Below are 23,372 nucleotides of genomic sequence, written 5' to 3' on the forward strand. Positions count from 1 at the left end.
TCCAGTGTGGCGGGCGCACGCTGAATCCGCGCTGAAGCGGGGGGAGGGTTGGCTCATGGCATCCCCTGTGGTTGCATGAGGTCATGACCGGAATCCGGGGGGACAGGTCGAGAGGCGCGCGGCTGCTTCTCGTCATCGCTGCGACGACCGCACTGCTCGCCGGATGCGCGACGGCGCGGCCTGCGCCGCTCGGGGCATCACCGTCGGAATCGCCGACTCCCACCCCGACCGCAGCCTGCCCGCAGATCGAAGGTGTCGAACTGCCGCCGGAGTGCGCGCCGTACGACCCCGACAACGCGATGGCCCAGAACGAACGCTATCGAGACCGTGTGGAACTCTCGGCCGAGAGTCAGGCCGCAGCCGAGGCGCCGGCCGAGTCGGTCCGCGTCAGGCTCGAGACGCTGCGCACCTCCGGAGGCCTCTCGATCGACGCCGTCGAAGAGGTCTTCGCCGATGCCGGCATCGCCGCGGTCCAGACGATCGGCGATGAACGGGCCGTCGCCTTCGGTGCCGCGGCACCCGAGGGCGGATGCATCTTCGGCGAGGTCTCGGCCGACCTGCTCACCGTCGAGATCGGCGGCGTCATCATGGACGGCGGGTGCCTGCCGGCGGTCGGTCACTGACCTCGCCTGCGTGGTCTGAGATCAGGCGTCGGTGCGGAACCCTGACGCCTTGTGCGTGCCGTCGCAGAACGGCTTGATCGTCGAGAGGCCGCAGCGGCAGAGTGCGACGGTGCGACGCGTCACCTCGATCGGCTCGCCGTCGGCCGTCTCGAGCACCGCTGCGCCTCGCACGAGCAGCGGGCCGTCGGGGTAGGCGGTGATGGTCACCGCATCCTCTGCCCCGCTCATCGCGCGTCCCGCTGCCGCAGCGACGATTCGCCGCGCATCCACGAGTCGAGCATGTGCCCGGCCGCCCAGCCGTCGACCGTCAGACAGGCGGATGCTCCGAACATGATGTCGGCCAGCAGCTCGGGGCGATCCTCGGCCAGCCCGCCGGCGAGATCCCGCGCGGCGATCTGCTCGTGCACGGCATCCGCTTCGACGTGCTCGTCGAAGTAGTCGGTGACGTCCTCCGCGAAGCCGAGCCGCCGCAGTCCGTCGGCGTACAGCCGGTTGGGGATCGACGAGGTCATCTCGAATGCTGCGAGATGACCGACGATCGCCCCGACCAGGCGGCGATTGAGACCGAACATCGACATGGAGTTGAGCGAAGCGAGAGTGATCGCGGGCACGTCGTCGACGTAGCCGCCGTAGGTGTCGTCGAGGCCGGCGCCGCGCATCGCCCGCGCGAAGATCGTCGCGTGCACACGGTCGGGGCGTCCGGCGCCGTACTCGTCGGACTGGATCTCGACGAGCGCCGCCTTCGCCCTGCCGCTGAGGCGAGGGATGGCCCAGGAGTGCGGGTCGGCCTCTCGCAGCGTGTAGATCGAGCGCTGCATGAAGAACTCGTGCATCTGCTCGTCCGTCGCCTTCTTGGCGACATAGCGCGACAGGCTCGGCCCCGTGTCGGCCTCGGCGAGGGCGAAGAGCGCTCGGCCGACCGCATCCACCGTCGGTTCGGGGAGCTCGGGCATCGGCACGGATGCCCGCAACGCCTGCTCGAACGCGTGCTCGAGGATTCCCCTCGTGGCGATCACGGCCGGATCCCATTCGAGGGCGGGATCGAGGTCGGGCAGCGAGCCGTACGACGATGCGTAGAGCACGAAGAGCGCGAGCTGGATGTCGTCGTCGCGCACGAGGTCGGCGCTCGCCGCGAGCGCGGACTCGGCGCGAGAGCCGAGATCGTCGACATCGCCACCGGTCAGTCGGCGGATGACGGCGTCGCTGAGCGGGCCACGCGCGGTGACGCTGCGAAGGGCGGAGGGTGTGAGTGCTGGCGCAGACATCGAAGAGCTCCCAAAGTTCGGATGCTCTCACTCTCACCCCGGCCTGCGAGTGCGAGAAGGGTCTTGACGGAACGCGCCGGGTGGGGGAGGGTGCTGCCCCACCCGGCATCCGGATCTGCGACGTCGGTCCCGCGGCCTAGGCTGGATGCATGAACAAGAACTCGCTCTGGACCATCATCGGCGTCATCCTCGCCGTGGTCATCGCCTGGTGGATCGTCAGCGCGCTGTTCTCGATCCTGTGGTTCGTCGCCAAGCTCGCGATCGTGCTCGTCGTCGCTGTCGTCGTCTTCCTGGTGCTGCGCGGGCTGTTCGGCTCGAAGGCCGAATAGCGCCCGCGGGCGCCGGTCAGGCGACGGGAGCCTTCGCGCCCACCCGGTAGCGGGCGGCGCGATGCGTGTCCTGCACGCGGTCGCCCTTGCCCTGCAGCTTGTTGCGCAGCGTGCCCGGCGCGTACTCCTCGGGGTAGACGCCGCGCTCACGCAGCACCGGGATGACGTGCTCGATCACATCCTGCCAGGTGCCGGGGGTGACCGCGTAGGCGAGGTTGAAGCCGTCGATGTCGGTCTCCTCGACCCACGACTGCAGCTCGTCGGCGATCTCGACGCCCGAGCCGACGACGGTGGGCCCGAGGCCGCCGATCGCGTTGTGGCGTCCGAAGTCGCCGACGGTCCACTCGCGTCCGAGGTCGGCCTCCTCCTTCAGGTGCTGCAGGACCGACTGGATCGCGTTCGACTCGACGTTGCCGACGGGCTCGTCCTCCGCGTACTGCGAGAGGTCGACGCCCATCCATCCCGACATGAAGGTCAGTGCGCCCTCGGGGCTCGCATACGAGAGGTATTCGGCGTGCTTCGCCGCGGCATCCTCGCTCGTCGCCCCGGTGATCACCGTGAGCAGCGTGTAGATCTTCGCGTCGTAGCGGTCGCGGCCGGCCTCTTCGAGTGCGTCGCGGATGCGCTTCACGGTGCCGGCGAGCACCTCTTTCGAGGGGGCGGCGACGAAGATCGCCTCGGCGTTCTCCGATGCGAAGCGCACGCCGCGGGGGCTCGCTCCGGCCTGGTAGATCACCGGGGTGCGCTGCGGAGACGGCTCGGAGATGTGGATGCCGGGAACGCTGAAGTGCGTGCCCTCGTGGCCGATCGGGTGCACCTTCGCCGGGTCGGTGAAGATGCCGCGTTCACGGTCTTCGACGACGGCGTCGTCTTCCCACGACCCCTCCCAGAGCTTGTAGAGCACCTCGACGTACTCGTCGGCGTGGTCGTAGCGGTCGTCGTGCGCGAGCTGGTCGGTCTGCCCCATGTTTCGGGCTGCGCTGGGCAGGTAACCGGTGACGACGTTCCAGCCGACGCGTCCGTTGGTCAGGTGGTCGAGGGTGCTCAGGCGACGTGCGAACGGGTACGGATGCTCGAAGGCAGTGCCGGCGGTGATTCCGAAGCCGAGGTGCTCGGTGACCGCCGCCATCGCGCTGACCAACAGGATCGGGTCGTTGACCGGAACCTGGGCGCCGTTGCGGATCGCCGCCTCGTTCGTGCCGCCGTAGACGTCGTAGGTGCCGAGCACGTCGGCGATGAAGATGCCGTCGAAGGTCGCGCTCTCGAGCAGCTTCGCGAGGTCGGTCCAGTACGAGATGGTGTTGTACTGACGCGAGCGGTCGTCAGGATGCCGCCACAGTCCGGACGACTGGTGGGCGACGCAGTTCATGTCGAAGGCGTTGAAACGGATCTGACGGGTCATGGGGACTAGCAAACCCGTCGATCGCCCGCCCGGCCAGCCTCGGTGACACGTGCCGACACATTTCGGCCGGCCCGCGTGCTTTCGAATCGCTCACTGTGCAGTTCAGAACGAGTCGAGACTGCACAGTGCGCGATTCGAAAGTGTCAGTCCGGGTCGCCGTCGACGGTCTTCACCGTGGAGGTGATCGTTCGAGGGTCGGGCATGATCGTCTCGACCTGCGGTTTCGCGTTCGCCTGCGCGCGGCACCAGACCACGAAGCCCACTGCGGTGAAGACGCCGTAGAACACGTACATGAACCCGGTCGCGTAGAAGCCCGAGCTGAACAGCAGCGGCACGCCGACGATGTCGACGGCGATCCAGATGAGCCAGAACTCGGTCCAGCCCTTGGCCATGCCGTAGGTGGCGAGCAGGGATCCGACGAAGGTCCAGGCATCCGCCCACACCGGCTCCCACGAGCCGAGGGCGCGGAACAGGGGAGTGAGGGCGATCGTGCCGATGACCATCACGAGCACGAGACCGATGCGGGCGCTGGTCGGTGCCCACCGCGGGGTCACGCGTCCGCCGTTGGCCGATGCCTGCCGCCAGCGCACCCAGCCGTAGATCGCCACGATGATGAACATGACCTGACGACCGGCCTGACCGAGCAGGTGCGGGAGTTCGTGGTCGGGGTTGAGGATGGTGCCGAGGAACACGGTGAGCAGCAGCAGGTTGCCGACGATGCCGACCGGCCACGCCCAGATCTTGCGCTGCATGCCGCCCAGAGCGCTGGCGAGGCCGAACGCGTTGCCGACGACCTCGCGCACGAGCAGCACCTGACCGCCCGGAAGCACCCACTGCGAGTTGAAGGCGTCGACGAGCCAGAGGAAGGCGTTCATTTCGTCTCGTCGGGGAACGGGCGCTCGTCGAGGACGAGCTGCAGAAACGTGAGGTCGAGCCAGCGGTCGAACTTGGCGCCGACCTGCGGCATCCGTCCGACCTGCATGAAGTCGAGCCGCTTGTGCATGACGATCGACCCGGTGTTGCTGCTCTCGATCGCAGCGACCATCACGTGCTTGCCGAGAGTGCGGGCGCGGTGGATGAGCTCGATCATGAGCGCCTTGCCGATGCCGCGGCCGCGCTGCCCGTCGCGCACGTAGACCGAGTGCTCGACCGTGTGGCGGTATCCGGTGTGCGGGCGCCAGTCGCCGAACGTCGCGTATCCGAGTACCCCGGTGGCATCGACGGCGACGAGCACCGGGTAGCCGCGTTCGGTGCGCTCGGCGAGCCAGGCGGCGCGGTCATCGACCGTGACGGCCTCTTCGTTCCAGATGGCGGTGGTGGTCAGCACCGCGTCGTTGTAGATGGCGGTGATCGCCTCGACGTCGGCGGTCTCGGCATCCCGGATCTGGTGGTCGCTCATCGGGTCTCCTGCATCTGCGCTCGGGTGCGCACTGGACGACGGTAGCAGGATGCCGGGGTGGGGGATGCGGGAGACTGGCGTCATGTCTCACGCTGATACCGTCCGCGACCTCATCGTCCGTGCGATCGACGAGGAGCAGCTGGGTGCCTACGGACTTCATGTACTCGTCGGTCAGGAGTCAGCCCAGCATCGTTGGCGCAGCGATGATCGCGTGAACCTGTACTCGGTATCCAAGGGGGTGAGCGCGCTCGCCGCGGGGATCGCCGTGGACGAGGGAATCCTGTCTTTGGAGAGTCGAGCCGTCGATGCCCTCGGGGTTCGTGAGTCGGGTGCGGGCGTCGAGGGGGTGACTCTCGAGCATCTTCTCTCGATGACGAGTGGCATCGACTTCGAGTGGTTCGGAGATGAGGAGGTGCTCTGGACTGACCTCGCCCAGGAGATGCTCGCTCGTCCGAGCCGAGGTCCGGGCGAGCACTTCCAGTACTCGGATGCCAGCACGTACGTTGCCATGAGGATGCTCGGCGCGGCCGTCGGCGATGTGCGCGAGTGGCTGATGCCCCGGCTGTTCGAGCCGCTCGGCATCCGTAACCCGCAATGGTTGAGATGTCCGCTCGGATGGATAGTGGGCGGGAGCGGACTCGAACTGCGCACCGAGGAGCTGGCTCGAATCGGCTGCGTCCTGCGGGATCGAGGGCGCTTCGGGGGCGCACGCATCGTGGGCGAGCGGTGGGTCGAGCGGATGCGTTCCGAGTGGGTCGTCACGGGAGCTGATGGCCTGTACACGTCATACGGACTCGCCGCCTGGCGCGGGCCGCGCGACGGGTGGCGTCTGGATGGGCGATACGGACAGTACGTCTTCGTCGATGACGCTGCGAATGCGGTCGTCACGATCACGGCGCATGAGGAGAGCAGGGATCAGCGGCTGGTCGAGATCGCGGCTGACGCTGTCGCGAGACCGCAGCGCTAGACGCCGCATCTCCCAGCGGTGCGACCTCATCGGATGCCGGCATCTCACTCCAAAATCGAACATATCTTCTAAACTGGAGCCATGCCCAGAACCCGTCTGACGCCGCTGCTCGAGGCCATCGAGCGCCTCGGCGATGTCTGGGCGGATGCGGAGAAAGGCACCGATCTCTCCCGGGTCGAGTTGCTCGCGACGCATCGTGCAGTGGGGGAGGTGCAGCGCTGTCTCGACGGCCTCCATGCCGAACTCGCCGCCGCGATCGCCTACGAATCGCGTTCCGAGCTCGGCTCCGAAGGGCTTGCGAAACAGCAGGGATACCGGAGCGCGGCGGCGATGATCGCCGCGACCACAGGCGGGTCATCGGGAGACGCGAAGCGGCTCATCACCGTCGGTCAGGCCGCCGCACCGCGCACCAACCTGCTGGGCGAGGTGCTGCCCGCGAAGTACCCCGCGCTGGCGACAGCGCTCGCCGCGGGGGAGATCTCCGTGGCCGCCGCCGCGATCATCATCGCTCTGCTCGAACGCGTCCGCCTCAAGGTCGGGTCGGCGCGGGTCGACGAGGCCGAGCGGCTGCTCGTCGAGCGGGCCGCGGGAATGACGCTCGACGACGTCCGCAAGATGGTCGCCCGTGCAGAGGCCTGGCTCGATCCCGACGGCATCGCACCGAAAGAGCGTGAGGCACGCGAGCGTCGTTCGCTGACGATGTTCGAGCGTGAGGGGTCGCTCCATCTGAACCTGCAGACCGACATCGCCTCGGGGGCGGCGATCAAGGCCGCGATCCAGGCCTACGTGACCGCAACCTTCCAGGCCAGGCTCTCAGCGCCCGACCCCGAGGCGTCCGACGCCGATCGCCGCACCGTGGCGATGATCCAAGCCGATGCGCTCGCCGCGATCTGCGAGCACGCCATCGCCTGCGACAACGGCGGGATGCCGGCATCGGGTGCGACCGTGGTGGTGCGCGTGAGCCTCGATCAGCTCACCTTTGGCGAGGGCGCCGCGACGATCGACGGCAGCGACCAGCCCGTGAGCGTCAGCACCTGCCGTCGGATGGCGGCGGGCGGCGGCATCATCCCGGTGGTGCTCGGATCTGCGGGAGAGATCCTCGACTGGGGCCGCGAAAAGCGACTGTTCACGCGGGCACAGCGCCTGGCTCTCGTCGAGAGGGATGGCGGATGCGCGATGTGCAGCCTTCCACCTCAGATGACCAAAGCTCATCACCTGAGATGGTGGCAGCGCGATACGGGGGCGACCGACCTGAACAACGGAGTTCTGTTGTGCGAGTCGTGTCATCACCGCATCCACGACAACGGATGGGACATCCGCATCGAAGGGATCGGTGTCGCCGCTCGGGTGTGGCTCATCCCACCGCCGCAGGTCGATCCGGCGAGGACTCCTCGCCTCGGCGGGAGGGCGCGCTATGACATCGCAGCGTGAGGTCGCCCCCGCGGTGCCGGAGTCAGACGTGCACGTCGGCGGGCGATTCCTCGCCCTCATGGAAGTTCGGCTTCTTGCCGATGAGGCGACCGATGCCGAGGATGATCCCCACGATGATGAGACCCGCGATCAGTCCGGCGATGGCCGAGAAGAGAGTGTCGCCGATCCAGACGATCACGCCACCGGCCGGCTCGAGGAAGTGCTCGATGCCGTGCAGGATGTCGGCGCCGAAGTGCACGCCCACCTCGCCGAGGTTCACGAGCAGCAGGTGTCCACCGACCCACAGCATCGCGACGGTGCCGAGGATGCTGATGAAGCGGAAGACCGCCGGCATCGAGCGGACGATCCGCGTACCCGTGTGGCGCACGCGCTTCGACGGATTCTTCGCCATCTTCAGACCGATGTCGTCGATCTTCACCAGGAGTGCCACTGCGCCATAGACGACACCGGTCATCAGCAGAGCGATCACGGCGAGGATCGCGAGCGTGGTCCAGATGTCGAGACCTGCCTCGAGGTTCGCGAGCGAGATCAGCATGATCTCCGTCGACAGGATCAGGTCGGTGCGCACCGCACCCCACACGAGCTTGTTCTCGTTGCGGGCGCTCTCGTCGGCGTGGCCGTGCTGCACGCCGAACCACTCGAGCACCTTCTCGGCGCCCTCGAAGCACAGATAAGCGCCTCCGAGGATGAGCAGATACGGCAGCACCCACGGGGCGAAGGCGGTGAGCAACAACGCGATCGGGATGATGATGACGAACTTGTTCGCCAGAGAACCGAGGGCGATCTTCGCGACGACCGGCAGTTCGCGAGCGGGAGTGATGCCCTGCACGTACTGCGGGGTCACAGCGGCATCGTCGATCACGACGCCGGCGGCCTTGGCCGAGGCCTTCATCGCCGCGCTGAGGATGTCATCGACGACGGCGAGCAGTCCAACCGACATGTGCGTCTCCCTGTTGTGTATGTAGCGGAGCAACTCTATCGACTGCTCGCAAACTCACAGCGCGCTCACAGTCCCGCGGGACCAAATCCGGGGTGCCGCTGGTTCTCCTCTATGACGCTGCAGCCAGCCGCGTCGGACAAGGAGACAGATCATGTCGAACGAGTACAGCAAGACCCCCGCGGCGGTCAGCGACCTCACGCACCTGCAGTACGAGGTCACGCAGGAGGACGCCACCGAGCCTCCCTTCCGCAACGCGTACTGGAACACCCACGACGCCGGCATCTACGTCGACGTCGTCTCAGGCCAGCCGCTCTTCGCGTCGACAGACAAGTTCGACAGCGGCACCGGATGGCCGAGCTTCACCAAGCCCATCGAGGCCGATGCCGTGATCACGCGCACCGACCGTACGCTCTGGATGAAGCGCACCGAGGCGCGCTCCAGCGGAGCAGACAGCCACCTCGGGCACGTCTTCGACGACGGGCCCCGAGACGCCGGAGGGCTTCGATACTGCATGAACTCCGCGGCCCTTCGCTTCATCCCGGCTGACAGCCTGGAAGATGAGGGGTACGGTCGCTACCGTCACCTCTTCGCCACCCCGAACTCTGAGGAGCAGTCATGACTGACACCGGAACCATCACCCGCACCCCCGGGACCGAGACCGCCGTGCTCGCAGGCGGCTGCTTCTGGGGCATGGAAGACCTCATCCGCCGCCAGCCCGGCGTGCTCGACACCCGTGTCGGCTACACCGGCGGCAGCAACGACCACGCGACCTACCGCAACCACCCCGGCCACGCCGAGGCCGTGGAGATCGTGTTCGACCCGACCAAGACGACGTACCGCGACATCCTCGCGTTCTTCTTCCAGATCCACGACCCGTCGACCAAGGACCGTCAGGGCAACGACATCGGCTCGAGCTACCGCTCGGCGATCTTCCCGCTCAGCCCCGAGCAGGAGACCGTCGCGCGCGACACCATCGCCGACGTCGACGCCTCGGGGCTCTGGCCGGCCAAGGCCGTCACCACGATCGAGCCCGTGGGCCCGTTCTGGCAGGCCGAGGAGGAGCACCAGGACTACCTGATCAAGTACCCCAACGGCTACACCTGCCACTTCCCGCGTGCGGGATGGGTGCTGCCGAAGCGCGAGCAGAGCGCGACGGTCTGACGACGGTCAGCTCGCCGACAGGAATGCCAATGCGGCTTCCTTGAAGGCGCGGGATCCCGGGGCGTTGAAGTGATTGCGGTCCGGGATCTCGAAGAACTGTCCCTGAGGGGCAGCTGATGCCAGGGCGCGAGAGCCCTCGATGATGGCATCCTTCGATCCGGTGGCGAACAGGATCGGGCTCGCCGGGGCGTTCGACGGATCCGGGTCGATCGTCCGCGACGACCGCATCCCCTCGGCCAGCGCGACGAGCGCGCCGAGATCATTGCCGGGAACGCGCTCGGTCAGCGCGATGTAGTTCTGCGTCGTCGGATCCGCGACCGGGGTGCCGTCGGAGAGGTACGCGCGCACCTGATCCAGATCGAGACGGGCGAGCGGGATGCCGTCCGGCACACCGCCGAGAACAGCACGCCCGATACGGTGCGGCAGGTCGCGCACGACCTCCCAGCCGACCCGCGCGCCGAGTGAGTACCCGACGTAGACGGCTTCATCGACGAGATACGTGTCCATGACCGTCTCGACATCGGTCGCGAGGGTGCGGATTCCGTAGGCGTCGGACTGATGCGGCTTCTCGCTGAGGCCGTGGCCGCGCTGGTCGAGCGCCAGCACCCGGTATCCGGCCTTGGTGAGTTCGCGCACCCACCCTGTGAGCACCCAGGTGTCGCGTGCGCTCGATGCGAATCCATGCACGATCACCACCACAGGGGCATCGATCTCGCCCCAGGTGTAGGTCGCGAGACGTGTGCCGTCAGTCGCGTGCACCTGCTGGGGCTCGGGCATGTTGGTGAGGTCGGAGAGAGGAACAGCCACGGCATCCATTGTGCTCCTGCGCGACGCCCGGATACGCCGAGACCCACCGACCCCGAGGGGACGATGGGTCTCGGCGTGAGTGGAGCCGAAGGGATGCGACTCAGAAGCGAGCGCGCAGAGCGTCGCCCAGCGAGGCGTCGACGTTCGTCCAGTACTGGAAGAAGCGCTCGCGGATCGCGTCGATCGTGATGCCCTGGCCCTGGCCGGTCAGCGTGTCGAGGAAGCGCGCACGTGCCTCATCGTCGAACACCTCCCGGTACAGGGTTCCGGCCTGGCCGAAATCGTCGTCATCGGCGCGCAGGGTCGCCGCGGCGCGCATCAGCTCGCCGTCCGACTCCCAGCTCGCCTCGACACCCGCGGCGGGGTCGGCGGTGGGGCCACCGGCCGGGCCGTACGAGTTCGGCGTGTAGACGCGGTGCTCGGCCGGGTTGAACTTGTACTGCATCTGGCCTTCGTGCATGTAGTTGCGCGTCTCGGCAGCGTGCGGCTGGTTGACCGGCAGCTGGTTGTAGTTCGCACCGATGCGGTAGCGCTGAGCATCCGCATAGGCGAACGCGCGGGCCATCAGCATCTTGTCGGGCGAGATGCCGGTTCCGGGCACCTGGTTGCCGGGCGAGAACGCCGCCTGCTCGATCTCGGCGAAGAAGTTCTGCGGGTTGCGGTCGAGCGTGAACGTGCCGACCTTGATGCGCGGGTAGTCCTTCTTCGACCAGGTCTTCGTCAGGTCGAACGGGTTGAAGCGGTAGGTCTTGCCCTCTTCGTACGACATGATCTGCACGTAGACGTCCCACGAGGGGGCGTCGCCGCTCGCGATCGCGTCGAACAGGTCCCGACGGTAGTAGTCGGCATCCGACCCTGCGAGCTTCTCCGCCTCGGCGGCATCCATCCGCTCCACGCCCTGCTTCGACAGGAAGTGGTACTGCACCCAGAACCGCTCGCCTGCGGCGTTGACCCACTGGTAGGTGTGCGAGCCGTAGCCGTTCATGTGGCGCCAGCTGCGCGGCAGGCCGCGGTCGCCCATGAGGTAGGTGACCTGGTGTGCGGACTCGGGGGAGAGGGTCCAGAAGTCCCACTGCATGTCGGCGTCGCGCAGGCCCGAGTCGCCGAGGCGCTTCTGCGAGTGGATGAAGTCGGGGAACTTCATGGCGTCGCGCAGGAAGAAGGTCGGAGTGTTGTTGCCGACGATGTCGAGGTTGCCCTCGGGCGTGTAGAAACGCAGCGCGAAGCCACGCACGTCGCGCCAGGTGTCGGGTGAGCCCTGCTCGCCGGCGACCGACGAGAAGCGCAGCAGCGTCTCGCTCACGGCACCGGGCTGGAAGGCCGCGGCCCGCGTGTAGGCCGAGACGTCTTCGGTCACGGTGAAGGTTCCGAAGGCGCCGCCGCCCTTGGCGTGCGGGTTGCGCTCCGGCACGCGCTCACGGTTGAACGACGCCAGCTTCTCGACGAGGTAGCGGTCGTGAAGGACCGTGGGGCCGTCTGCGCCGACGGTGAGCGAGTGTGCGTCGCTGGCGACGGGAGTTCCCGTCTGCGTCGTGGTCGCGGGTGTGGTCGATGGGTCTGTCATGTTCTTCTTCTCCTTCTGCACGCAGGTACGACAAGCATCCCGGGTGCCCGGGGTGGACGTCGGATGCTACTGCGCGACGTTCTGGCAACTGGGGCACAGGCCCCAGAAGGTGACTTCGGCTGTCTTGACGGTGAATCCCCCGGCCGAAGACGGGGTGAGGCACGGCGCGTCGCCGACGACGCAGTCCACATCACCGATCGCACCGCACTCGGTGCACACGATGTGGTGGTGGTTGTCGCCGATGCGCCGCTCGTAGAGCGCCGCGGATCCTGCCGGTTCGATCCGGCGGAGCAGGCCCGCCGTCGTCAGGTCCGCGAGGATGTTGTGCACCGACTGGATCGACGTCGTCGGAAGCACGTCGGAGACGGCACGGTAGACCCGCTCCGCATCCGTGTGAGCCATGGATTCCATCGCCTCGAGCACCGCGACACGGCCCGCGGTCGCCCGCAGTCCCGCTTCGCGAAGCGCGGAGTCGAAGTCGGTGTCCATGCCTCGACTCTACCGTCTATTTTGAGTAACTCAAAAGAATTGCGGGTCGGGCGCGGCGGTTGCATCATCCTGGCGCATCCGTAGCGTGGAGGGATGGAAATGAGACGAGCGGCGACGATCGGATTGATCCTGGTGGCGGGCGTGGTGCTCGCCGGATGCACGGGGGAGCCCTCGGGCTCGACTCCGGCATCGCCCTCTGCATCCCCCTCATCCACGCCGACGAACACTCCCGACGGGGCGGAAGCCGACGAGGCACTGCTCCCGATGCCCGTCGACGAGATCAGGGACTGGGCCGAGACTGCGGTGCCGAACACCGGCGACAACGGGCCCAGCCCGATACTCTCCGGATGGCTGAGTGAGAACACCTCTGCCCACCAGGTGACTGCTCTCCAGTCTCAGGCTGCGGGCACCTATCAGGCGCAGCTCGCCTGCCGAGGCGACGGCATCCTCACGCTCACGGCCGGCCAGCTCGATGAGGACCCGCCTGCCGAGCCGATCGTCTGCGAGAACGAGACGATCGCGTTCGACGTCACCACCACCGCCACCGGGATGCAGATCGTGATGGACCTCGACGGCGATCCGACGATCTATGCGCTGTCGCTGAAGCAGATCGGCTGAGCAGGTGCAGCGAGCGCATCATTCTTCGTCCGACGAGGCTATTTCTGGTCGTCGATACGCGGGGAGTATGGGCAGGCGCAATCGGCAGAGGACCTGGATCGGCGGGGGCACGGGGCTCATCGTCTGCGGAGTTCTCGCAATGCTGCAGACGAGCTTCATCGGGCTGGAGGCCGTCAGACTCGCCACCCACGTGATCTTCGCCGCGTCCATCCTGCTGTTCGCGATCGGTCTGTCGAGCGACGCCAGCGTCGTCTCGCGCCGACCGCTCGGACTGACCGCGATGGTGGTCCTGGCGCTCTGGCCGCTTGCCGCGTTCGCGCTCACGCGGGCGTTGATGCCGGACGCCCTGACGAATGACAGCGGCTGGACGATCTACGGGTACGTCTCGCTGCTCGTCCCTGCCGCCGCGGGTCTCGTCGCCGCCACGCAGATCGCTCGCAGCGACACCGTGCCGTCACCCTGGCGGTGGGCGCCTACGTGGGTCTTCGGCGCCTACGCGCTCGCGTGGACGGTGCCGCAGATCATCTTCGTCACCGTGCGTCCGGAGGCGATTCAGGGGTTCGCCGATCTGCTTCAGATGCTCGGGTCGCTCGCATCGCTGGGTGGCACGCTGGGCCTCGGCATCCTCGCGATCGTGCTCGCTGCGCAGCAGAAACCCGAGAGCGTCGACGTCTACCGTTCGGCCTGACGCTCGTTCGCGATCCGGGCGGCGTCAGGACTCCGAGGGCACGAGTGGCAGTTCGAGGCCGTAGTTCCACGTCAGGATCGCCGGCTGCTCTCGGTAGAAGCTGAGCACCGACACCGATCCGGCATCCAGCGTGATCTGAGCGCCGAAGCGCGGAGCCAGCCGCAGGTAGACCGCGGTGAGGATGCGCAGGAAGTGCCCGTGCGCGACCAGCGCCACATCACCGTCGTTCAACGCCGGCAGCACGCGGGTGAGCACGCGGGAGGCGCGGGCTGCGACCTCTTCGACGGTCTCTCCCGGTGTCGCGCCGCGGATCACACCATGCGTGAAGGCGCTCCAGTCGTAGCCGAGCTCCTCGCGGATGTCCTTCGTGGTGCGACCCTCGTATCCGCCGTAGTCCCACTCGACGAGCAGCGGATCGACCTCGGCGTGGAGACCTGCGAGCTCGGCGGTGCGCCGGGCACGCTCGAGCGGCGAGGACAGCACGAGAGAGAAGTCGTAGTCGGCGACCAGCTGTCCGGCGCCGCGGGCGAGATCCTCGCCTCGCGCGGTCAGCGGGATGTCGGTGAGGCCGGTGTGCAGGCCCGCCTTCGACCACTCCGTCTCGCCGTGGCGCAGGAGGACGAGCTTTCCCTGCGGATTGTCGGGCGCGGGACGGTCAGGCAGCTGGTCGTAGTCGGGGATCGCAGGCACACCGCAACCGTAGTCCGCTGATCGGGACTCGGTCACCGGGTGATCGTGAACCCGCCGCCGCGCACCCGCACTTTCCCGCCCTGTAGGGCCTGGCCGCGCTGCGATCCGTCGGCGTCGTACGAGCGCCCGGCACCGGCGGCGAGAGGCGCGACCCGCTGATCGCGCCGCGTGCCGTTGGCGTAGAGCACGGCGGAACCGGATGCCGTGGCATACACGGCCGTGGACACGGCCGGCTGGATGACGAGAGCGTCGAGCCGCACGTCGCCGGTGCTCGTGCAGCGTACGGTCACCGCCTCGCCGGGCAGATCGCCGCCGAGCAGCTGCGGCACCAGCATCCCGTCGGCTTCGGTGAGCCCCCGATCGCCGGTTCCTCCCGCGGGGGTGCGGGTGCTCCACAGGCGCTTGCGTCCTCGGAACACCTCCCACACCGCATCTCCGGCATCCGGCTCCTGTCTCCAGACGAGACCGTGCAGGATCCCGCCGGCCTCGGTCACATCGAACTCGACGGATTCGCCCGCGGGAACCCGCACGTACCCGCCGCCCGAGAGGTTGCCCTCGCCGGTCCACGCGCCGCCCTCGGGCTGCACGACCTCGCAGCCCGGTGAAAGCCGCGCGCTCTCGGCCTCGATCACTCGCAGCCCCGAGAACGACGACAGGCCGGTGATCGAGGTCGCGATGCGGGCGATGTCGCGATTCGCATCGAGCAGCAGCATCGTGAGCAGCCCGTGGATCGTGGATTCGGCTCCCGAATTGCGGTTCACACGCCCGTTGGTCTCGACCCCGTCGAACGTCACACCCGTGGAGGGATCGTAGACGGGGATGCCGGCGGTGTTCGCTCCGAAGAACCAGCCGGCGGCGAGCCCCGCGAGCACGCGCAACCCTTCGCCACCGACCGTGGCAGCCTGCACGGCGCCGGCGACACGACCGTGCGCACCGTAGGCGATCTGCGCTTCCGCGGGCAGCGGCGCCCACGCGTTGTGGGGGCCTCCCGAGGCGAGCACTTGCGGCGTGAAGGTCCCGGCATCAGCGATCGCCGCCGCCTTCCATTCGCGTCGCCGCAGCACCGAACCGGCACGAGCCAGCGCCTCAGGGGCGGCCGCACCCCAGGCGTGCCAGAAGCCCAGCGATCCCGTCCACGGGAGCACGGCACCGAACGGCCAGCCCTTCGCCGGGTCACTCGCCATCGCGGCCACACCGTCGCCATACGCCTGCAGTGCCTGGCGGCTGCGCGAGTCTCCGGCTTCGGTCGCCGCGGCGAGCCCGAGCATCGCCTCGGCCGTGGCATCCGCTCCGCCGGCGATCAGCCAGGCGGGCAGGTCGCGTCCGTCGCTGCGCACCCACTGCCCGGCGCGTGACAGCGACTCGCGGCCGAGCGCATCGAGCGCCAGGTGCAGCCGCGAGAGCAGGAACGCCGCGAAGGCCGCATCCTCCCGCCGGAAGGCCGCATATCCCTCGCCGAACGCCCACACCGTGCGGGCGAGCCAGTACGACTCCGCGGAATCCGAAGGGTCGGGCAGCTCGACGGGGATCGCGCTGGGGTTCAGCGTGCCGTCCTCCTGCTGCCACAGCACGACGCGGCCGGCGTTGTCGCCGCTCGTCGTCTGCAGGAAGGCGAGCGAGCGCAAGACGTCACGCGCCTCGTCCCGACTCTGCGGATCGCCGGTCGCCCTCCAGTCCCGCAAGAACACGATGGCCGCGCGGGCGATGTCGTCGGCGTTGTACGCCCCCTGCGTCCAATAGCCGGTCACGGCGTCGCGTGTTCCGCCGCCGACCGGGCGGTATCCGCCTGCGCCGTCGGTGTCGGCATACGTCCACGGCGCGAGCACCCGCGGAGATTCCTCGATGCCGAACGTGGTGTGCGTCGCGCTCGCGGCCACCGGCACCTCGGCGAGCAGGAAGCGCAGGTGGGCGAGGTTCGTGAGTCGCGCACCGCGTGCGGCATCCAGCGGCGCGGAGCTCCAGGGGTGAAGACCGGCTGATGCCGAGGCCTGCGCCGTGCGCGCATCGAGGGGCAGCAGCGCGAGCGCCGAGCCGGCGGCCGCCGCGGTCAGGAACGTGCGTCGGGAGATGGACATGGTCTCATTCCTCGTCAGCGCCTGAGCCGGCGGAGTCTCTCAGTGCGCGGCCCCAGGGTTGGGCCGGATCGTGGATGGCGACGGCCAGCGTCGTGTCGGACTGTCCGTAGTAGGCGAACCACTTCTCCTGGAACTTCACGAGCCCCTCGACGAAGGTCACGTTCGACACCAGACCGTGCATGTCCTCGAAGGTCTGCGGCCGCAGCCATGGCTCCTGCAGGCGGGCGATCACCTTCGTCGGCTCGTCGGGGTCGATCGCGATCTGTCCGCAGCGATAGTCGACGTCGACCGAGCCGTCATCGTGCACCGTGCGGGTCGCGCCGTTCGTGAGGAACACCAGCAGGCCGTTGTCGGCCAGCACGGGCGAGGTGCCGATCTCCACCAGCGCCTCGTCCCACGTGCCAGGGGTCGGCGAGTACATCGGCTCGGTGTCGGCCGTGCCCGGCGTCCAGTGGATGAGGTCGTCGCTGGTCGCCCAGTAGATCGCCCCCTCACCGAAGTACATCCACCACTTCCCGTGCATCCGCTGCGGCACGATGACCCCGGCCTTCGACCAGTTGAAACCGCGCGGGTCCATGGTCTTGAACGTGTCGAAGTCGTCGAACAGCGGGCCGTGCTTGGTCCAGGTGCGCAGGTCGGTCGAGGTGGCGAGGCACAGTTGGGCGCTCCGCCGATCCCACCCCGTGTAGGTCAGGTAATACGTGCCGTCGATCAGCGCGATGCGCGGATCCTCGCATCCGAAGCGCTCGTAGTCCTCGGAGGGGGAGAGGATCGGAGCATCCTCGCGGGTGAAGTTCACACCGTCCTTCGAGCGCGCGATGCCGATGTGCGACACGATGTCGTCGGCGTGCGCGCGGTAGAGCAGCACGACCTCGTCTCCGTCGACGATCGCGGCCGGGTTGTAGAGGTTGGCCGACTCCCAGCTGTCGCCTTTCGGACGCAGGATGGGGTTGGCCTCGTAGGGGGTGAACGGGCCCAGGGGGAAGGTGGCTCCGGAGAACATGGATGCCTTTCTGGCTAGCCTTTGACGGCCGCGCCGAGGTCGGTGGCTCGGAAGAACCGCTGGAAGACGACGAACAGGATCACGACGGGGAACGCCAGCGCTGTCGCACCGGCGAGGATCGCGCCGTTGGGGTTCGCCGTGGACTGCGCGACGTTGGAGATGTAGTTCGCGAGGGACACGGCGAGCGGCTGCAGCGACGAGTCCTTCGTGATGAGGAACGGCCAGAGGAACTCGTTCCACGGACCGATGAACGTGACGAGCACGACGGTCACGAGCACCGGCTTGATCAGCGGGATCGCAACCGAGGTCAGCAGTCGGATCTCGCCGGCGCCGTCGATGCGCGCAGCCTCGAAGATCTCGACGGGCAGCGCCTTGAAGAACTGCACGAAGATGAACACCGCCGTCGTGTTGATCAGGAACGGCAGGATCATGCCCAGGTACGAATCGCCGAGCCCGTAGCTGCGCGTGATCTGCACGTAGAGCGGGATCATCAGCAGCTGGAACGGCACCATCTGCACGAGCAGCATGAGCACCCAGATGACCCCGCGACCGCGGAAGTCGAGTCGGGCGATCGCATAGCCCGCGAGAAGGCCGAACACGACGGTCCCCAGCAGCACGCCGGCGGTGAAGATCAGCGAGTTGAGCAGCGAGCCGACCAGGTCGATGCGCGAGTCGATCGCGACGAAGTTGTCGACGGTCCACCCCGAGGTCGGGAAGAGCTCGTTCGGCGAGTTCGTCGGGTTCTCTTGGAACGCGCCGACCAGCATGAAGTAGAACGGGAAGGCGAAGCCGATGGCCGCGACCGTGAGCAGCACCAGGCTCAGGATGCGGGGGAGTGAACGCTTGCGTCTCATGGTCATCGCTCCCTGGTCGCGCGGTTGGCGGCGAGCGACAGCATCCCGACCAGGATCACGAGGATCATGCCGATCGCAGCCGCGGTGTCGGGGTTCTGCTGCTGGATGCCCAGCTGGTAGATGAGCAGCACGGGTGTCGAGGAGGCGCCGTCGGGGCCGCCGCCGTTCGTGAGCAGGTACGGCTCGGTGAAGAGGTTGGCGCCGGTGATGATCGACAGGATCAGCACGAGCGTGGTCGCATTGCGGACGCCGGGGATCGTGACGTTCCAGAAGCGCGAGAACGCGCCGGCGCCGTCGGTCTCGGCCGACTCGTAGAGCTCTTTCGGAACGTTCTGCAGCGCCGCGAGATACAGCAGGATGTAGAACCCCAACTGCTTCCAGGTCACGTACAGCGCGATCATCGGCATCGCGAGGCCGCTGTTCACCAGCCACGACGGATCCGGGGCGAGCGGGCCGAGGATGGTGTTGATCAGTCCGTTGCCCGAGAACAGCAGCATCCAGACGCCGACGAGCGAGACGCTCGCCGTGAGGTACGGCACGTAGAACGCCACACGGTAGGCGGCGACCCAGCGGATGCCGGTGTTCAGCGCCGCGGCGAGCACGAGCGAGAGCACGGCGGTGAGCGGCACGTTGATGACGAGGAAGATCAGCGTGTTGCGGAACGATCCGAGCACGCGCGGGTCGGTGAGGACGGTGACGAAGTTGTCGAAGCCCACGAACGGGCGCTCGACCTCGACGTTGGGGGCGGTGAAGAAGTAGTCGTGGAAGGCGATGTAGATCGCGAACCCGAGGGGGTACGCGAAGATCGCGATCACGAAGACGAAGTACGGCAGCGCGAAGAGGGCGCCGAGCGGTTGCGCCCCCAACAGCCGGGTGCGTAACCGCCCCCGGGGTGGCCGGCCCGCGGACGGGGCCGGGGCAGCAGTGCCCCGGGCCACGTCCGCGACGGCGTCGTCTCGGAGCGTCATGGCCGGCTCATCACTCGGCGACGAGATCGTCGATCTTCGCCGCCGCGTTCTTCAGGAAGTCGTCGATCGGTTCCTTGTCGAAGATCACGGAGGCGGAGTACTCGTCACGGAACGCCTGCCAGGCCTCTACGGAGTTGGGGATGCTGGGCACATCCGCCGTCGCCTCGGCCTGCTCGGCGAACGCCACGTAGTTCGGGTTCGCGTCGAAGTAGTCGGCGTACGTGCCGGTGAGGTCGGTGCGCATCGGCATCTGACCGGTCGCCTCGAGCAGCTGGCCATCGCTGTCGACGCTGGTCGAGAACTTCAGGAACTCCCACGCCGTGCCCTGGTTCTCACAGGCGGTGAACATCGAGACGCTCTTCGAGTCGGCGAAGGTCGTCGGGTTCTCGCGACCGTCGCTCGTGGGAACCGGCATGAAGCCGACGTCGACGGTGTCGGCGTACGACGGGATCGCCCAGGGGCCCGCGAGCTGCATGGCGGTGGTGCCGGCAGACATCGCATCGTCGGTCGACGCCTCGTTCGGCGAGAGCTTCTCGTCGTAGAAGGTCTTCCAGAACTCGGCGACCTCGCTGCCCGCATCCGAGTCGAACGTCGACGTGCCGTCTTCGACCAGCATCGTGCCGTCGGTCTCGGCGAGGTAGAGCGGGTAGAAGTCGAACCACGGCTGGTAGAACTCACTGGTCGGTGCCGGCCAGATCGCACTCTGCACGCCCGAGGCGACGATCGCGCGCGACCCTTCGAGGAACGCGTCGTACGTGGCCATCTGCGGGTCTTCGGGGTCGATGCCCGCGGCCTGAAACAGCGCCTTGTTGTACATCACCATCACGGGGTTCGACTTCCACGGCAGCTGGTAGAAGCTGTCGTCGGTCGCGTACGCGTCGACGTCGCCGCCACGATCGGTGATGTAGTCGCCGCCGCCCTCCATGGTGCTGAGGTCGACGAGACCGCCCTGCTTGACCCAGCCCGAGACCGCGGCCGGAGCGACGTTGTAGACGAGGCAGGGCGCGGTGCCCGCGGTGATCGCGGCGGTGATGGCCTCTTCCGACGATGAGCCGGCGGGGATCTCCTGGGCGTTGACCTTCTCGTCGGGGTGCTCGGCGTTCCAGGCGTCGACGACGGCGGTGCCCCAGGCGACCTCCTGCTCGTTGTTCGACAGCCAGATGTCGATCGAGCCGGTGCCCTCGGCCGAGGCGTCGCCGCCTCCGCCTCCGGATGAGCATCCGGTGGCGACCAGTGCGACGGCTCCCAAGAGCGCTGCTGCGCGGATCTTCTTCTTCATGTTGTCCTCCTTGACGCGATGGTTCGGGTGATCGTCTAGCGGGTGGTGCTCTCCCGGAAGTGCACGACGTTGCAGTCGACGACCTCGGTGCGCGGCTCGGCGCCCAGGATGTCGGCCAGCAGCAGACGGGCGGCCACGCGTCCTCGCGCGGCGGGCCCTGACGAGACGCTCGTGAGAGCGGGAGAGAGGTGGGCGGACAGATGGTCGTCGTCGAAGCCGGCGATCGCGAGATCCCGGGGGATGCTGAGGCCGCTGGAGCGTGCGTACGACAGCCCTGCGATCGCCATGGTGTCGTTCGAGTACAGGATCGCCGTCGGCCGTTCCGGCAGGTCGAGCAGCTCGGCGGTGCGCGCGCGGCCGCTCGACGCGGTGAAGTCGCCCTCGCGCAGCAGCTCATCCCCTCCGACAGCGTCGATGTAGGCATCCGCTCGCACGCGTGAGTGCACGTAATCGAGCGGACCCGCGACGTGCGCGATGCGCTCGTGCCCCTCGGCGCGCAGGTGCGCGACGAGCTCCCGCACCGGCGCGTCGTCATCGGTGCGCACGCACGAGAACCGCGTCGGCTGCTCGTAGGCGCCGACCAGCGCGGCCGGCAGGTCGAGCTCTTCGAGCAGCGGCACCCGCCAGTCGTCGGTGCGAAGATCGAGCAGCAGGGCGCCGTCGGCGCGGCCGTGGCTGAGCGAGCGGTAGGCGCGCTCTTCGGCAGCGCGATCGGGGACGACCTGCAGGATCAGAGCCGTCTCGGTCTCGGCGAGCACCGACTCGACACCCGCGATGAACGCGGGAAAGAACGAATCGTTCGCGATGACCTCGGGGTCGCGGGCCAGCACCACGGCGACGGCGTTCGCCTTCTGGGTGGCCAGGGCCCTGGCGCTCTGGCTCGGCACCCAGTTCAGCTTCTCGGCCGCGGCGAGCACCTTGGCCCTGGTGTCGTCGGAGATGGGCCGCTTGCCGCTCATCGCGTGCGAGACGGTGGCCTTGGTGACGCCGGCTTCGCGGGCGACGTCGGCGATCGTCGTGCGGCTCATGCCACCTCCTCGTGGAACATCGGGCTGATCGTCGGGATCCGGTCAAGCAGGATCTAACCGGTTTGACGATCGCGGGTGAAGCGAGTGTAAACCGGTTTGATGACGGTGGTCAAGACCTCTTGCGCGGGCGGAGCCCCGGATCAGACGGTGCCGCTCAGACGAACGTGACGGTCTGCTGCAGGCGCGTGCGCACGTCGAACAGCTCGTTGCCGCCGATCGCGCGGGCGCCGGGCACTCCCTGGCGCAGCACCATCGAGAGAGCACTGCGTCGCACGACGACCACCGGCACGCCACGACTGCTGCCGAGCGGCGTGACGGCCTGAGACAGATCGTCGTCGGGGAGCACCATGATGACGCCGCCGAACTTCACGCGCGCCGCCTTGGCGATCGACCGCATGCGAGAGAGGGCGGCCGTGACCGGGGCCCTGGTGCCGAGGCTGGGCCCTGTGATCTCACCTCTGCGGAACCCGACGACACCGCCGAAGTCCTCCGACATCACGGCGTACAGGCCCGATGGGCTCAGCACGACGTGGTCGAGCTTGTCGTCGGCATCCGCGCCCGTGGCGACGTCGTGCCAGACGGTGAAGCCCATGCCGAGCGCGCTCACCGTGCGCGCGGTCGCCTCTTCGGCGAGGGCGTCGGCGAGCAGCCGACGCAGATCGCGCGGAGCCGAGCGCACGAGCGCGGGGTCGTACGGATCGGGCACGTCGACACCGCGGCCCGCCCATTCGCGGATCAGCACCAGGTAGCGCTCGCGCCGCCATCCGCCGGGGTGACCGTAGGAGCGCGCCCGAGGGCGGGTGTCGGTGCGAGTGGCCGCCTGCGGGCGCCACCCGCTCGACGCCGAATCGGTCTGGATGCCAGGATGCACGCCACTGCGACGGTCGTACGCGGCGCGGTCGTCTGCAGTGCCGACGAGTTCCCACGCGCGCTGCACCTGGATGAACACGGCGGCGTCGCCTCCGGTGTCCGGGTGGGTCTCCCGCAGACGCAGTCGATACGCGCGGCGGAGCTCGACGTCGTCGACCGACGGGTCCACGCCGAGGATCTCGTAGGCAGAGGCCGAGAGCGGGCTGTCGAACATCGCTCTCCTTCCGAGATCGCGGCATCCAGAATATCCGGACGCTGTTGTGGATCAGCCGGGGACGTCCACGATGCGCTCCACACCGATCACCGGCACCACCGCACCTGCCGATGCCGCCGCGATGTCATCCGCGAGCCGGTCGAGCTCGTCTGCCGGAACCCAGGCTTCGAGCGTCGCCAGCGCTCCGTAGCGAGGCTCGCCGAGTGTCGCGCCGTGATGCAGCACCCAGTCGCGCAGCAGGTTGTCGAATCGGCCGGCATCTGCGTGAGCGACGTCGAGCGTGACCTGCGTGAGCGACTGGCGACGCACGAGCGTCGCCAGATCGAGCGCCTCCGAGACAGCGGTGGAGTACGCACGCACCAACCCGCCCGCGCCGAGCTTCACCCCGCCGAAGTAACGGGTCACGACCGCCACGACATCCGTCAGCTTCCGGCGGCGCAGCACCTCGAGCATCGGCACCCCCGCGGTACCCGAGGGCTCGCCGTCATCCGACGATCTCGCCTGGTCGCCGAGCAGGCCGGTGACCATCGCGGTGCAGTTGTGCCTGGCATCCCACCACTGCTTGCGGACACGCGCGATGACCGCATCCGCGTCGTCGACCGAGCCGACCGGTTCGACGGTCGTGATGAACCGCGACTTCTTGATGACGAGCTCGTGCTGCACAGGCGCGGCGATCGTGGCCGGGTAGGTGCGGGCGGAGGTCATCCG

General features: G+C 68.1%; 26 protein-coding genes. 8 read left to right on the forward strand and 18 right to left on the reverse strand.

Annotated elements, in window-relative coordinates; translation table 11 throughout:
- Window positions 1-83 precede the first annotated feature (83 nt).
- The gene (locus ACZZZN_RS15930; protein WP_463506108.1) at window positions 84-623 is read left to right on the forward strand and encodes a hypothetical protein; all 540 of its coding nucleotides are present in this window, start codon (window positions 84-86) and stop codon (window positions 621-623) included.
- Between the two features lie 21 nt (window positions 624-644).
- Here the strand turns inward: ACZZZN_RS15930 and ACZZZN_RS15935 are convergent, their stop codons facing one another.
- Window positions 645-830 carry a CDGSH iron-sulfur domain-containing protein gene (locus ACZZZN_RS15935; protein ID WP_463506109.1) on the reverse strand — a complete coding sequence of 62 codons (186 nt, stop codon included), beginning with the start codon at window positions 828-830 and terminating at the stop codon, window positions 645-647.
- A 17-nt stretch (window positions 831-847) separates the two neighbouring features.
- On the reverse strand, window positions 848-1,888 hold the full coding sequence (locus tag ACZZZN_RS15940; protein WP_463506110.1) for an iron-containing redox enzyme family protein: 1,041 nt from the start codon (window positions 1,886-1,888) through the stop codon (window positions 848-850).
- Window positions 1,889-2,037: 149 nt separating this feature from the next.
- Here ACZZZN_RS15940 and ACZZZN_RS15945 point away from each other — a divergent pair, with 149 nt between their 5' ends.
- A complete protein-coding gene (locus ACZZZN_RS15945) occupies window positions 2,038-2,217 on the forward strand; it encodes a hypothetical protein (protein ID WP_463506111.1) in 180 nt (59 codons plus the stop codon).
- 16 nt (window positions 2,218-2,233) lie between these two features.
- Here ACZZZN_RS15945 and ACZZZN_RS15950 read toward each other — a convergent pair whose 3' ends face one another.
- The 3 genes from ACZZZN_RS15950 to ACZZZN_RS15960 form a co-directional block, all read right to left on the reverse strand.
- On the reverse strand, window positions 2,234-3,619 hold the full coding sequence (locus ACZZZN_RS15950; RefSeq protein WP_463506112.1) for an LLM class flavin-dependent oxidoreductase: 1,386 nt from the start codon (window positions 3,617-3,619) through the stop codon (window positions 2,234-2,236).
- A gap of 143 nt (window positions 3,620-3,762) precedes the next feature.
- The gene (gene pnuC, locus ACZZZN_RS15955; protein WP_463506113.1) at window positions 3,763-4,494 is read right to left on the reverse strand and encodes a nicotinamide riboside transporter PnuC; all 732 of its coding nucleotides are present in this window, start codon (window positions 4,492-4,494) and stop codon (window positions 3,763-3,765) included.
- Window positions 4,491-5,018, reverse strand: a complete 528-nt coding sequence (locus ACZZZN_RS15960) for an N-acetyltransferase family protein (protein WP_463506114.1) — start codon at window positions 5,016-5,018, stop codon at window positions 4,491-4,493. Before ACZZZN_RS15960 ends, pnuC begins: the two co-directional genes overlap by 4 nt.
- 82 nt (window positions 5,019-5,100) lie before the next feature.
- Between ACZZZN_RS15960 and ACZZZN_RS15965 the strand changes: the two genes are divergently transcribed.
- Together ACZZZN_RS15965 and ACZZZN_RS15970 are read left to right on the forward strand one after the other, a co-directional pair.
- Window positions 5,101-5,985: a serine hydrolase domain-containing protein gene (locus ACZZZN_RS15965; RefSeq protein ID WP_463506115.1), complete on the forward strand. Its 885-nt coding sequence runs from the start codon at window positions 5,101-5,103 to the stop codon at window positions 5,983-5,985.
- A gap of 81 nt (window positions 5,986-6,066) precedes the next feature.
- Window positions 6,067-7,416 (forward strand): HNH endonuclease, encoded by a 1,350-nt coding sequence (locus tag ACZZZN_RS15970; RefSeq protein ID WP_463506116.1) that lies wholly within the window; start codon window positions 6,067-6,069, stop codon window positions 7,414-7,416.
- A 22-nt stretch (window positions 7,417-7,438) separates the two neighbouring features.
- Here the strand turns inward: ACZZZN_RS15970 and ACZZZN_RS15975 are convergent, their stop codons facing one another.
- Window positions 7,439-8,356: a DUF808 domain-containing protein gene (locus tag ACZZZN_RS15975; protein ID WP_431075045.1), complete on the reverse strand. Its 918-nt coding sequence runs from the start codon at window positions 8,354-8,356 to the stop codon at window positions 7,439-7,441.
- A 151-nt stretch (window positions 8,357-8,507) separates the two neighbouring features.
- Between ACZZZN_RS15975 and msrB the strand changes: the two genes are divergently transcribed.
- Window positions 8,508-8,975 (forward strand): peptide-methionine (R)-S-oxide reductase MsrB, encoded by a 468-nt coding sequence (msrB, locus tag ACZZZN_RS15980; RefSeq protein ID WP_463506117.1) that lies wholly within the window; start codon window positions 8,508-8,510, stop codon window positions 8,973-8,975.
- Window positions 8,972-9,517, forward strand: coding sequence for a peptide-methionine (S)-S-oxide reductase MsrA (gene msrA / locus ACZZZN_RS15985; protein WP_463506118.1), 546 nt, complete (start codon window positions 8,972-8,974; stop codon window positions 9,515-9,517). Before msrB ends, msrA begins: the two co-directional genes overlap by 4 nt.
- 6 nt (window positions 9,518-9,523) lie before the next feature.
- Here msrA and ACZZZN_RS15990 read toward each other — a convergent pair whose 3' ends face one another.
- The 3 genes from ACZZZN_RS15990 to ACZZZN_RS16000 all read right to left on the reverse strand — a co-directional run bounded on the left by ACZZZN_RS15990 (window position 9,524) and on the right by ACZZZN_RS16000 (window position 12,377).
- Window positions 9,524-10,333 carry an alpha/beta fold hydrolase gene (locus tag ACZZZN_RS15990; protein ID WP_463506119.1) on the reverse strand — a complete coding sequence of 270 codons (810 nt, stop codon included), beginning with the start codon at window positions 10,331-10,333 and terminating at the stop codon, window positions 9,524-9,526.
- A 91-nt stretch (window positions 10,334-10,424) separates the two neighbouring features.
- Window positions 10,425-11,888, reverse strand: a complete 1,464-nt coding sequence (locus ACZZZN_RS15995) for a catalase (protein WP_463506120.1) — start codon at window positions 11,886-11,888, stop codon at window positions 10,425-10,427.
- Window positions 11,889-11,954: 66 nt separating this feature from the next.
- Window positions 11,955-12,377, reverse strand: coding sequence for a Fur family transcriptional regulator (locus ACZZZN_RS16000; protein WP_463506121.1), 423 nt, complete (start codon window positions 12,375-12,377; stop codon window positions 11,955-11,957).
- Between the two features lie 93 nt (window positions 12,378-12,470).
- On the opposite strand from ACZZZN_RS16000, the gene ACZZZN_RS16005 reads away from it, so the two are divergent.
- Entirely contained in the window at window positions 12,471-12,995 is a 525-nt protein-coding gene (locus ACZZZN_RS16005) for a hypothetical protein (RefSeq protein ID WP_463506122.1), read from the forward strand.
- Between the two features lie 67 nt (window positions 12,996-13,062).
- Window positions 13,063-13,683, forward strand: a complete 621-nt coding sequence (locus ACZZZN_RS16010) for a hypothetical protein (protein WP_463506123.1) — start codon at window positions 13,063-13,065, stop codon at window positions 13,681-13,683.
- Window positions 13,684-13,707: 24 nt separating this feature from the next.
- Here the strand turns inward: ACZZZN_RS16010 and ACZZZN_RS16015 are convergent, their stop codons facing one another.
- From ACZZZN_RS16015 to ACZZZN_RS16055, 9 genes are all read right to left on the reverse strand, one after another.
- Window positions 13,708-14,364, reverse strand: coding sequence for a histidine phosphatase family protein (locus ACZZZN_RS16015; RefSeq protein WP_463506610.1), 657 nt, complete (start codon window positions 14,362-14,364; stop codon window positions 13,708-13,710).
- A gap of 41 nt (window positions 14,365-14,405) precedes the next feature.
- Window positions 14,406-16,448 (reverse strand): hypothetical protein, encoded by a 2,043-nt coding sequence (locus tag ACZZZN_RS16020; protein ID WP_463506124.1) that lies wholly within the window; start codon window positions 16,446-16,448, stop codon window positions 14,406-14,408.
- 4 nt (window positions 16,449-16,452) lie between these two features.
- A complete protein-coding gene (locus ACZZZN_RS16025; protein ID WP_463506125.1) occupies window positions 16,453-17,451 on the reverse strand; it encodes a glycoside hydrolase family 130 protein in 999 nt (332 codons plus the stop codon).
- Window positions 17,452-17,465: 14 nt separating this feature from the next.
- Complete coding sequence (locus ACZZZN_RS16030) at window positions 17,466-18,305, reverse strand: carbohydrate ABC transporter permease (protein ID WP_311246151.1); 840 nt, start codon at window positions 18,303-18,305, stop codon at window positions 17,466-17,468.
- Window positions 18,306-18,307: 2 nt separating this feature from the next.
- Window positions 18,308-19,273 carry a carbohydrate ABC transporter permease gene (locus ACZZZN_RS16035; RefSeq protein ID WP_463506126.1) on the reverse strand — a complete coding sequence of 322 codons (966 nt, stop codon included), beginning with the start codon at window positions 19,271-19,273 and terminating at the stop codon, window positions 18,308-18,310.
- Between the two features lie 10 nt (window positions 19,274-19,283).
- Entirely contained in the window at window positions 19,284-20,552 is a 1,269-nt protein-coding gene (locus ACZZZN_RS16040) for an extracellular solute-binding protein (RefSeq protein WP_463506127.1), read from the reverse strand.
- 35 nt (window positions 20,553-20,587) lie between these two features.
- Window positions 20,588-21,580 carry a LacI family DNA-binding transcriptional regulator gene (locus ACZZZN_RS16045; RefSeq protein ID WP_463506128.1) on the reverse strand — a complete coding sequence of 331 codons (993 nt, stop codon included), beginning with the start codon at window positions 21,578-21,580 and terminating at the stop codon, window positions 20,588-20,590.
- Between the two features lie 154 nt (window positions 21,581-21,734).
- Window positions 21,735-22,664: a J domain-containing protein gene (locus ACZZZN_RS16050; RefSeq protein ID WP_120494607.1), complete on the reverse strand. Its 930-nt coding sequence runs from the start codon at window positions 22,662-22,664 to the stop codon at window positions 21,735-21,737.
- 51 nt (window positions 22,665-22,715) lie between these two features.
- Entirely contained in the window at window positions 22,716-23,369 is a 654-nt protein-coding gene (locus ACZZZN_RS16055; RefSeq protein ID WP_463506129.1) for a YigZ family protein, read from the reverse strand.
- Window positions 23,370-23,372: the final 3 nt, after the last annotated feature.

The organism is Microbacterium sp. AC145 (genome assembly GCF_979258505.1).

What these genes read in the sequence shown, in the direction of transcription:
- ACZZZN_RS16020 (WP_463506124.1), bottom strand. Translation starts at nt 16,448, where the DNA reads ATGTCCATCTCCCGACGCACGTTCCTGACCGCGGCGGCCGCCGGCTCG.
- ACZZZN_RS15975 (WP_431075045.1), bottom strand. Translation starts at nt 8,356, where the DNA reads ATGTCGGTTGGACTGCTCGCCGTCGTCGATGACATCCTCAGCGCGGCG.
- msrB (WP_463506117.1), top strand. Translation starts at nt 8,508, where the DNA reads ATGTCGAACGAGTACAGCAAGACCCCCGCGGCGGTCAGCGACCTCACG.
- ACZZZN_RS16005 (WP_463506122.1), top strand. Translation starts at nt 12,471, where the DNA reads ATGGAAATGAGACGAGCGGCGACGATCGGATTGATCCTGGTGGCGGGC.
- ACZZZN_RS16010 (WP_463506123.1), top strand. Translation starts at nt 13,063, where the DNA reads ATGGGCAGGCGCAATCGGCAGAGGACCTGGATCGGCGGGGGCACGGGG.
- ACZZZN_RS15965 (WP_463506115.1), top strand. Translation starts at nt 5,101, where the DNA reads ATGTCTCACGCTGATACCGTCCGCGACCTCATCGTCCGTGCGATCGAC.
- ACZZZN_RS16055 (WP_463506129.1), bottom strand. Translation starts at nt 23,369, where the DNA reads ATGACCTCCGCCCGCACCTACCCGGCCACGATCGCCGCGCCTGTGCAG.
- msrA (WP_463506118.1), top strand. Translation starts at nt 8,972, where the DNA reads ATGACTGACACCGGAACCATCACCCGCACCCCCGGGACCGAGACCGCC.
- ACZZZN_RS16050 (WP_120494607.1), bottom strand. Translation starts at nt 22,664, where the DNA reads ATGTTCGACAGCCCGCTCTCGGCCTCTGCCTACGAGATCCTCGGCGTG.
- ACZZZN_RS15930 (WP_463506108.1), top strand. Translation starts at nt 84, where the DNA reads ATGACCGGAATCCGGGGGGACAGGTCGAGAGGCGCGCGGCTGCTTCTC.
- ACZZZN_RS15945 (WP_463506111.1), top strand. Translation starts at nt 2,038, where the DNA reads ATGAACAAGAACTCGCTCTGGACCATCATCGGCGTCATCCTCGCCGTG.
- pnuC (WP_463506113.1), bottom strand. Translation starts at nt 4,494, where the DNA reads ATGAACGCCTTCCTCTGGCTCGTCGACGCCTTCAACTCGCAGTGGGTG.
- ACZZZN_RS15990 (WP_463506119.1), bottom strand. Translation starts at nt 10,333, where the DNA reads ATGGATGCCGTGGCTGTTCCTCTCTCCGACCTCACCAACATGCCCGAG.
- ACZZZN_RS16025 (WP_463506125.1), bottom strand. Translation starts at nt 17,451, where the DNA reads ATGTTCTCCGGAGCCACCTTCCCCCTGGGCCCGTTCACCCCCTACGAG.
- ACZZZN_RS16030 (WP_311246151.1), bottom strand. Translation starts at nt 18,305, where the DNA reads ATGAGACGCAAGCGTTCACTCCCCCGCATCCTGAGCCTGGTGCTGCTC.
- ACZZZN_RS15960 (WP_463506114.1), bottom strand. Translation starts at nt 5,018, where the DNA reads ATGAGCGACCACCAGATCCGGGATGCCGAGACCGCCGACGTCGAGGCG.
- ACZZZN_RS16000 (WP_463506121.1), bottom strand. Translation starts at nt 12,377, where the DNA reads ATGGACACCGACTTCGACTCCGCGCTTCGCGAAGCGGGACTGCGGGCG.
- ACZZZN_RS16040 (WP_463506127.1), bottom strand. Translation starts at nt 20,552, where the DNA reads ATGAAGAAGAAGATCCGCGCAGCAGCGCTCTTGGGAGCCGTCGCACTG.
- ACZZZN_RS15950 (WP_463506112.1), bottom strand. Translation starts at nt 3,619, where the DNA reads ATGACCCGTCAGATCCGTTTCAACGCCTTCGACATGAACTGCGTCGCC.
- ACZZZN_RS15995 (WP_463506120.1), bottom strand. Translation starts at nt 11,888, where the DNA reads ATGACAGACCCATCGACCACACCCGCGACCACGACGCAGACGGGAACT.
- ACZZZN_RS15970 (WP_463506116.1), top strand. Translation starts at nt 6,067, where the DNA reads ATGCCCAGAACCCGTCTGACGCCGCTGCTCGAGGCCATCGAGCGCCTC.
- ACZZZN_RS15940 (WP_463506110.1), bottom strand. Translation starts at nt 1,888, where the DNA reads ATGTCTGCGCCAGCACTCACACCCTCCGCCCTTCGCAGCGTCACCGCG.
- ACZZZN_RS16045 (WP_463506128.1), bottom strand. Translation starts at nt 21,580, where the DNA reads ATGAGCCGCACGACGATCGCCGACGTCGCCCGCGAAGCCGGCGTCACC.
- ACZZZN_RS16035 (WP_463506126.1), bottom strand. Translation starts at nt 19,273, where the DNA reads ATGACGCTCCGAGACGACGCCGTCGCGGACGTGGCCCGGGGCACTGCT.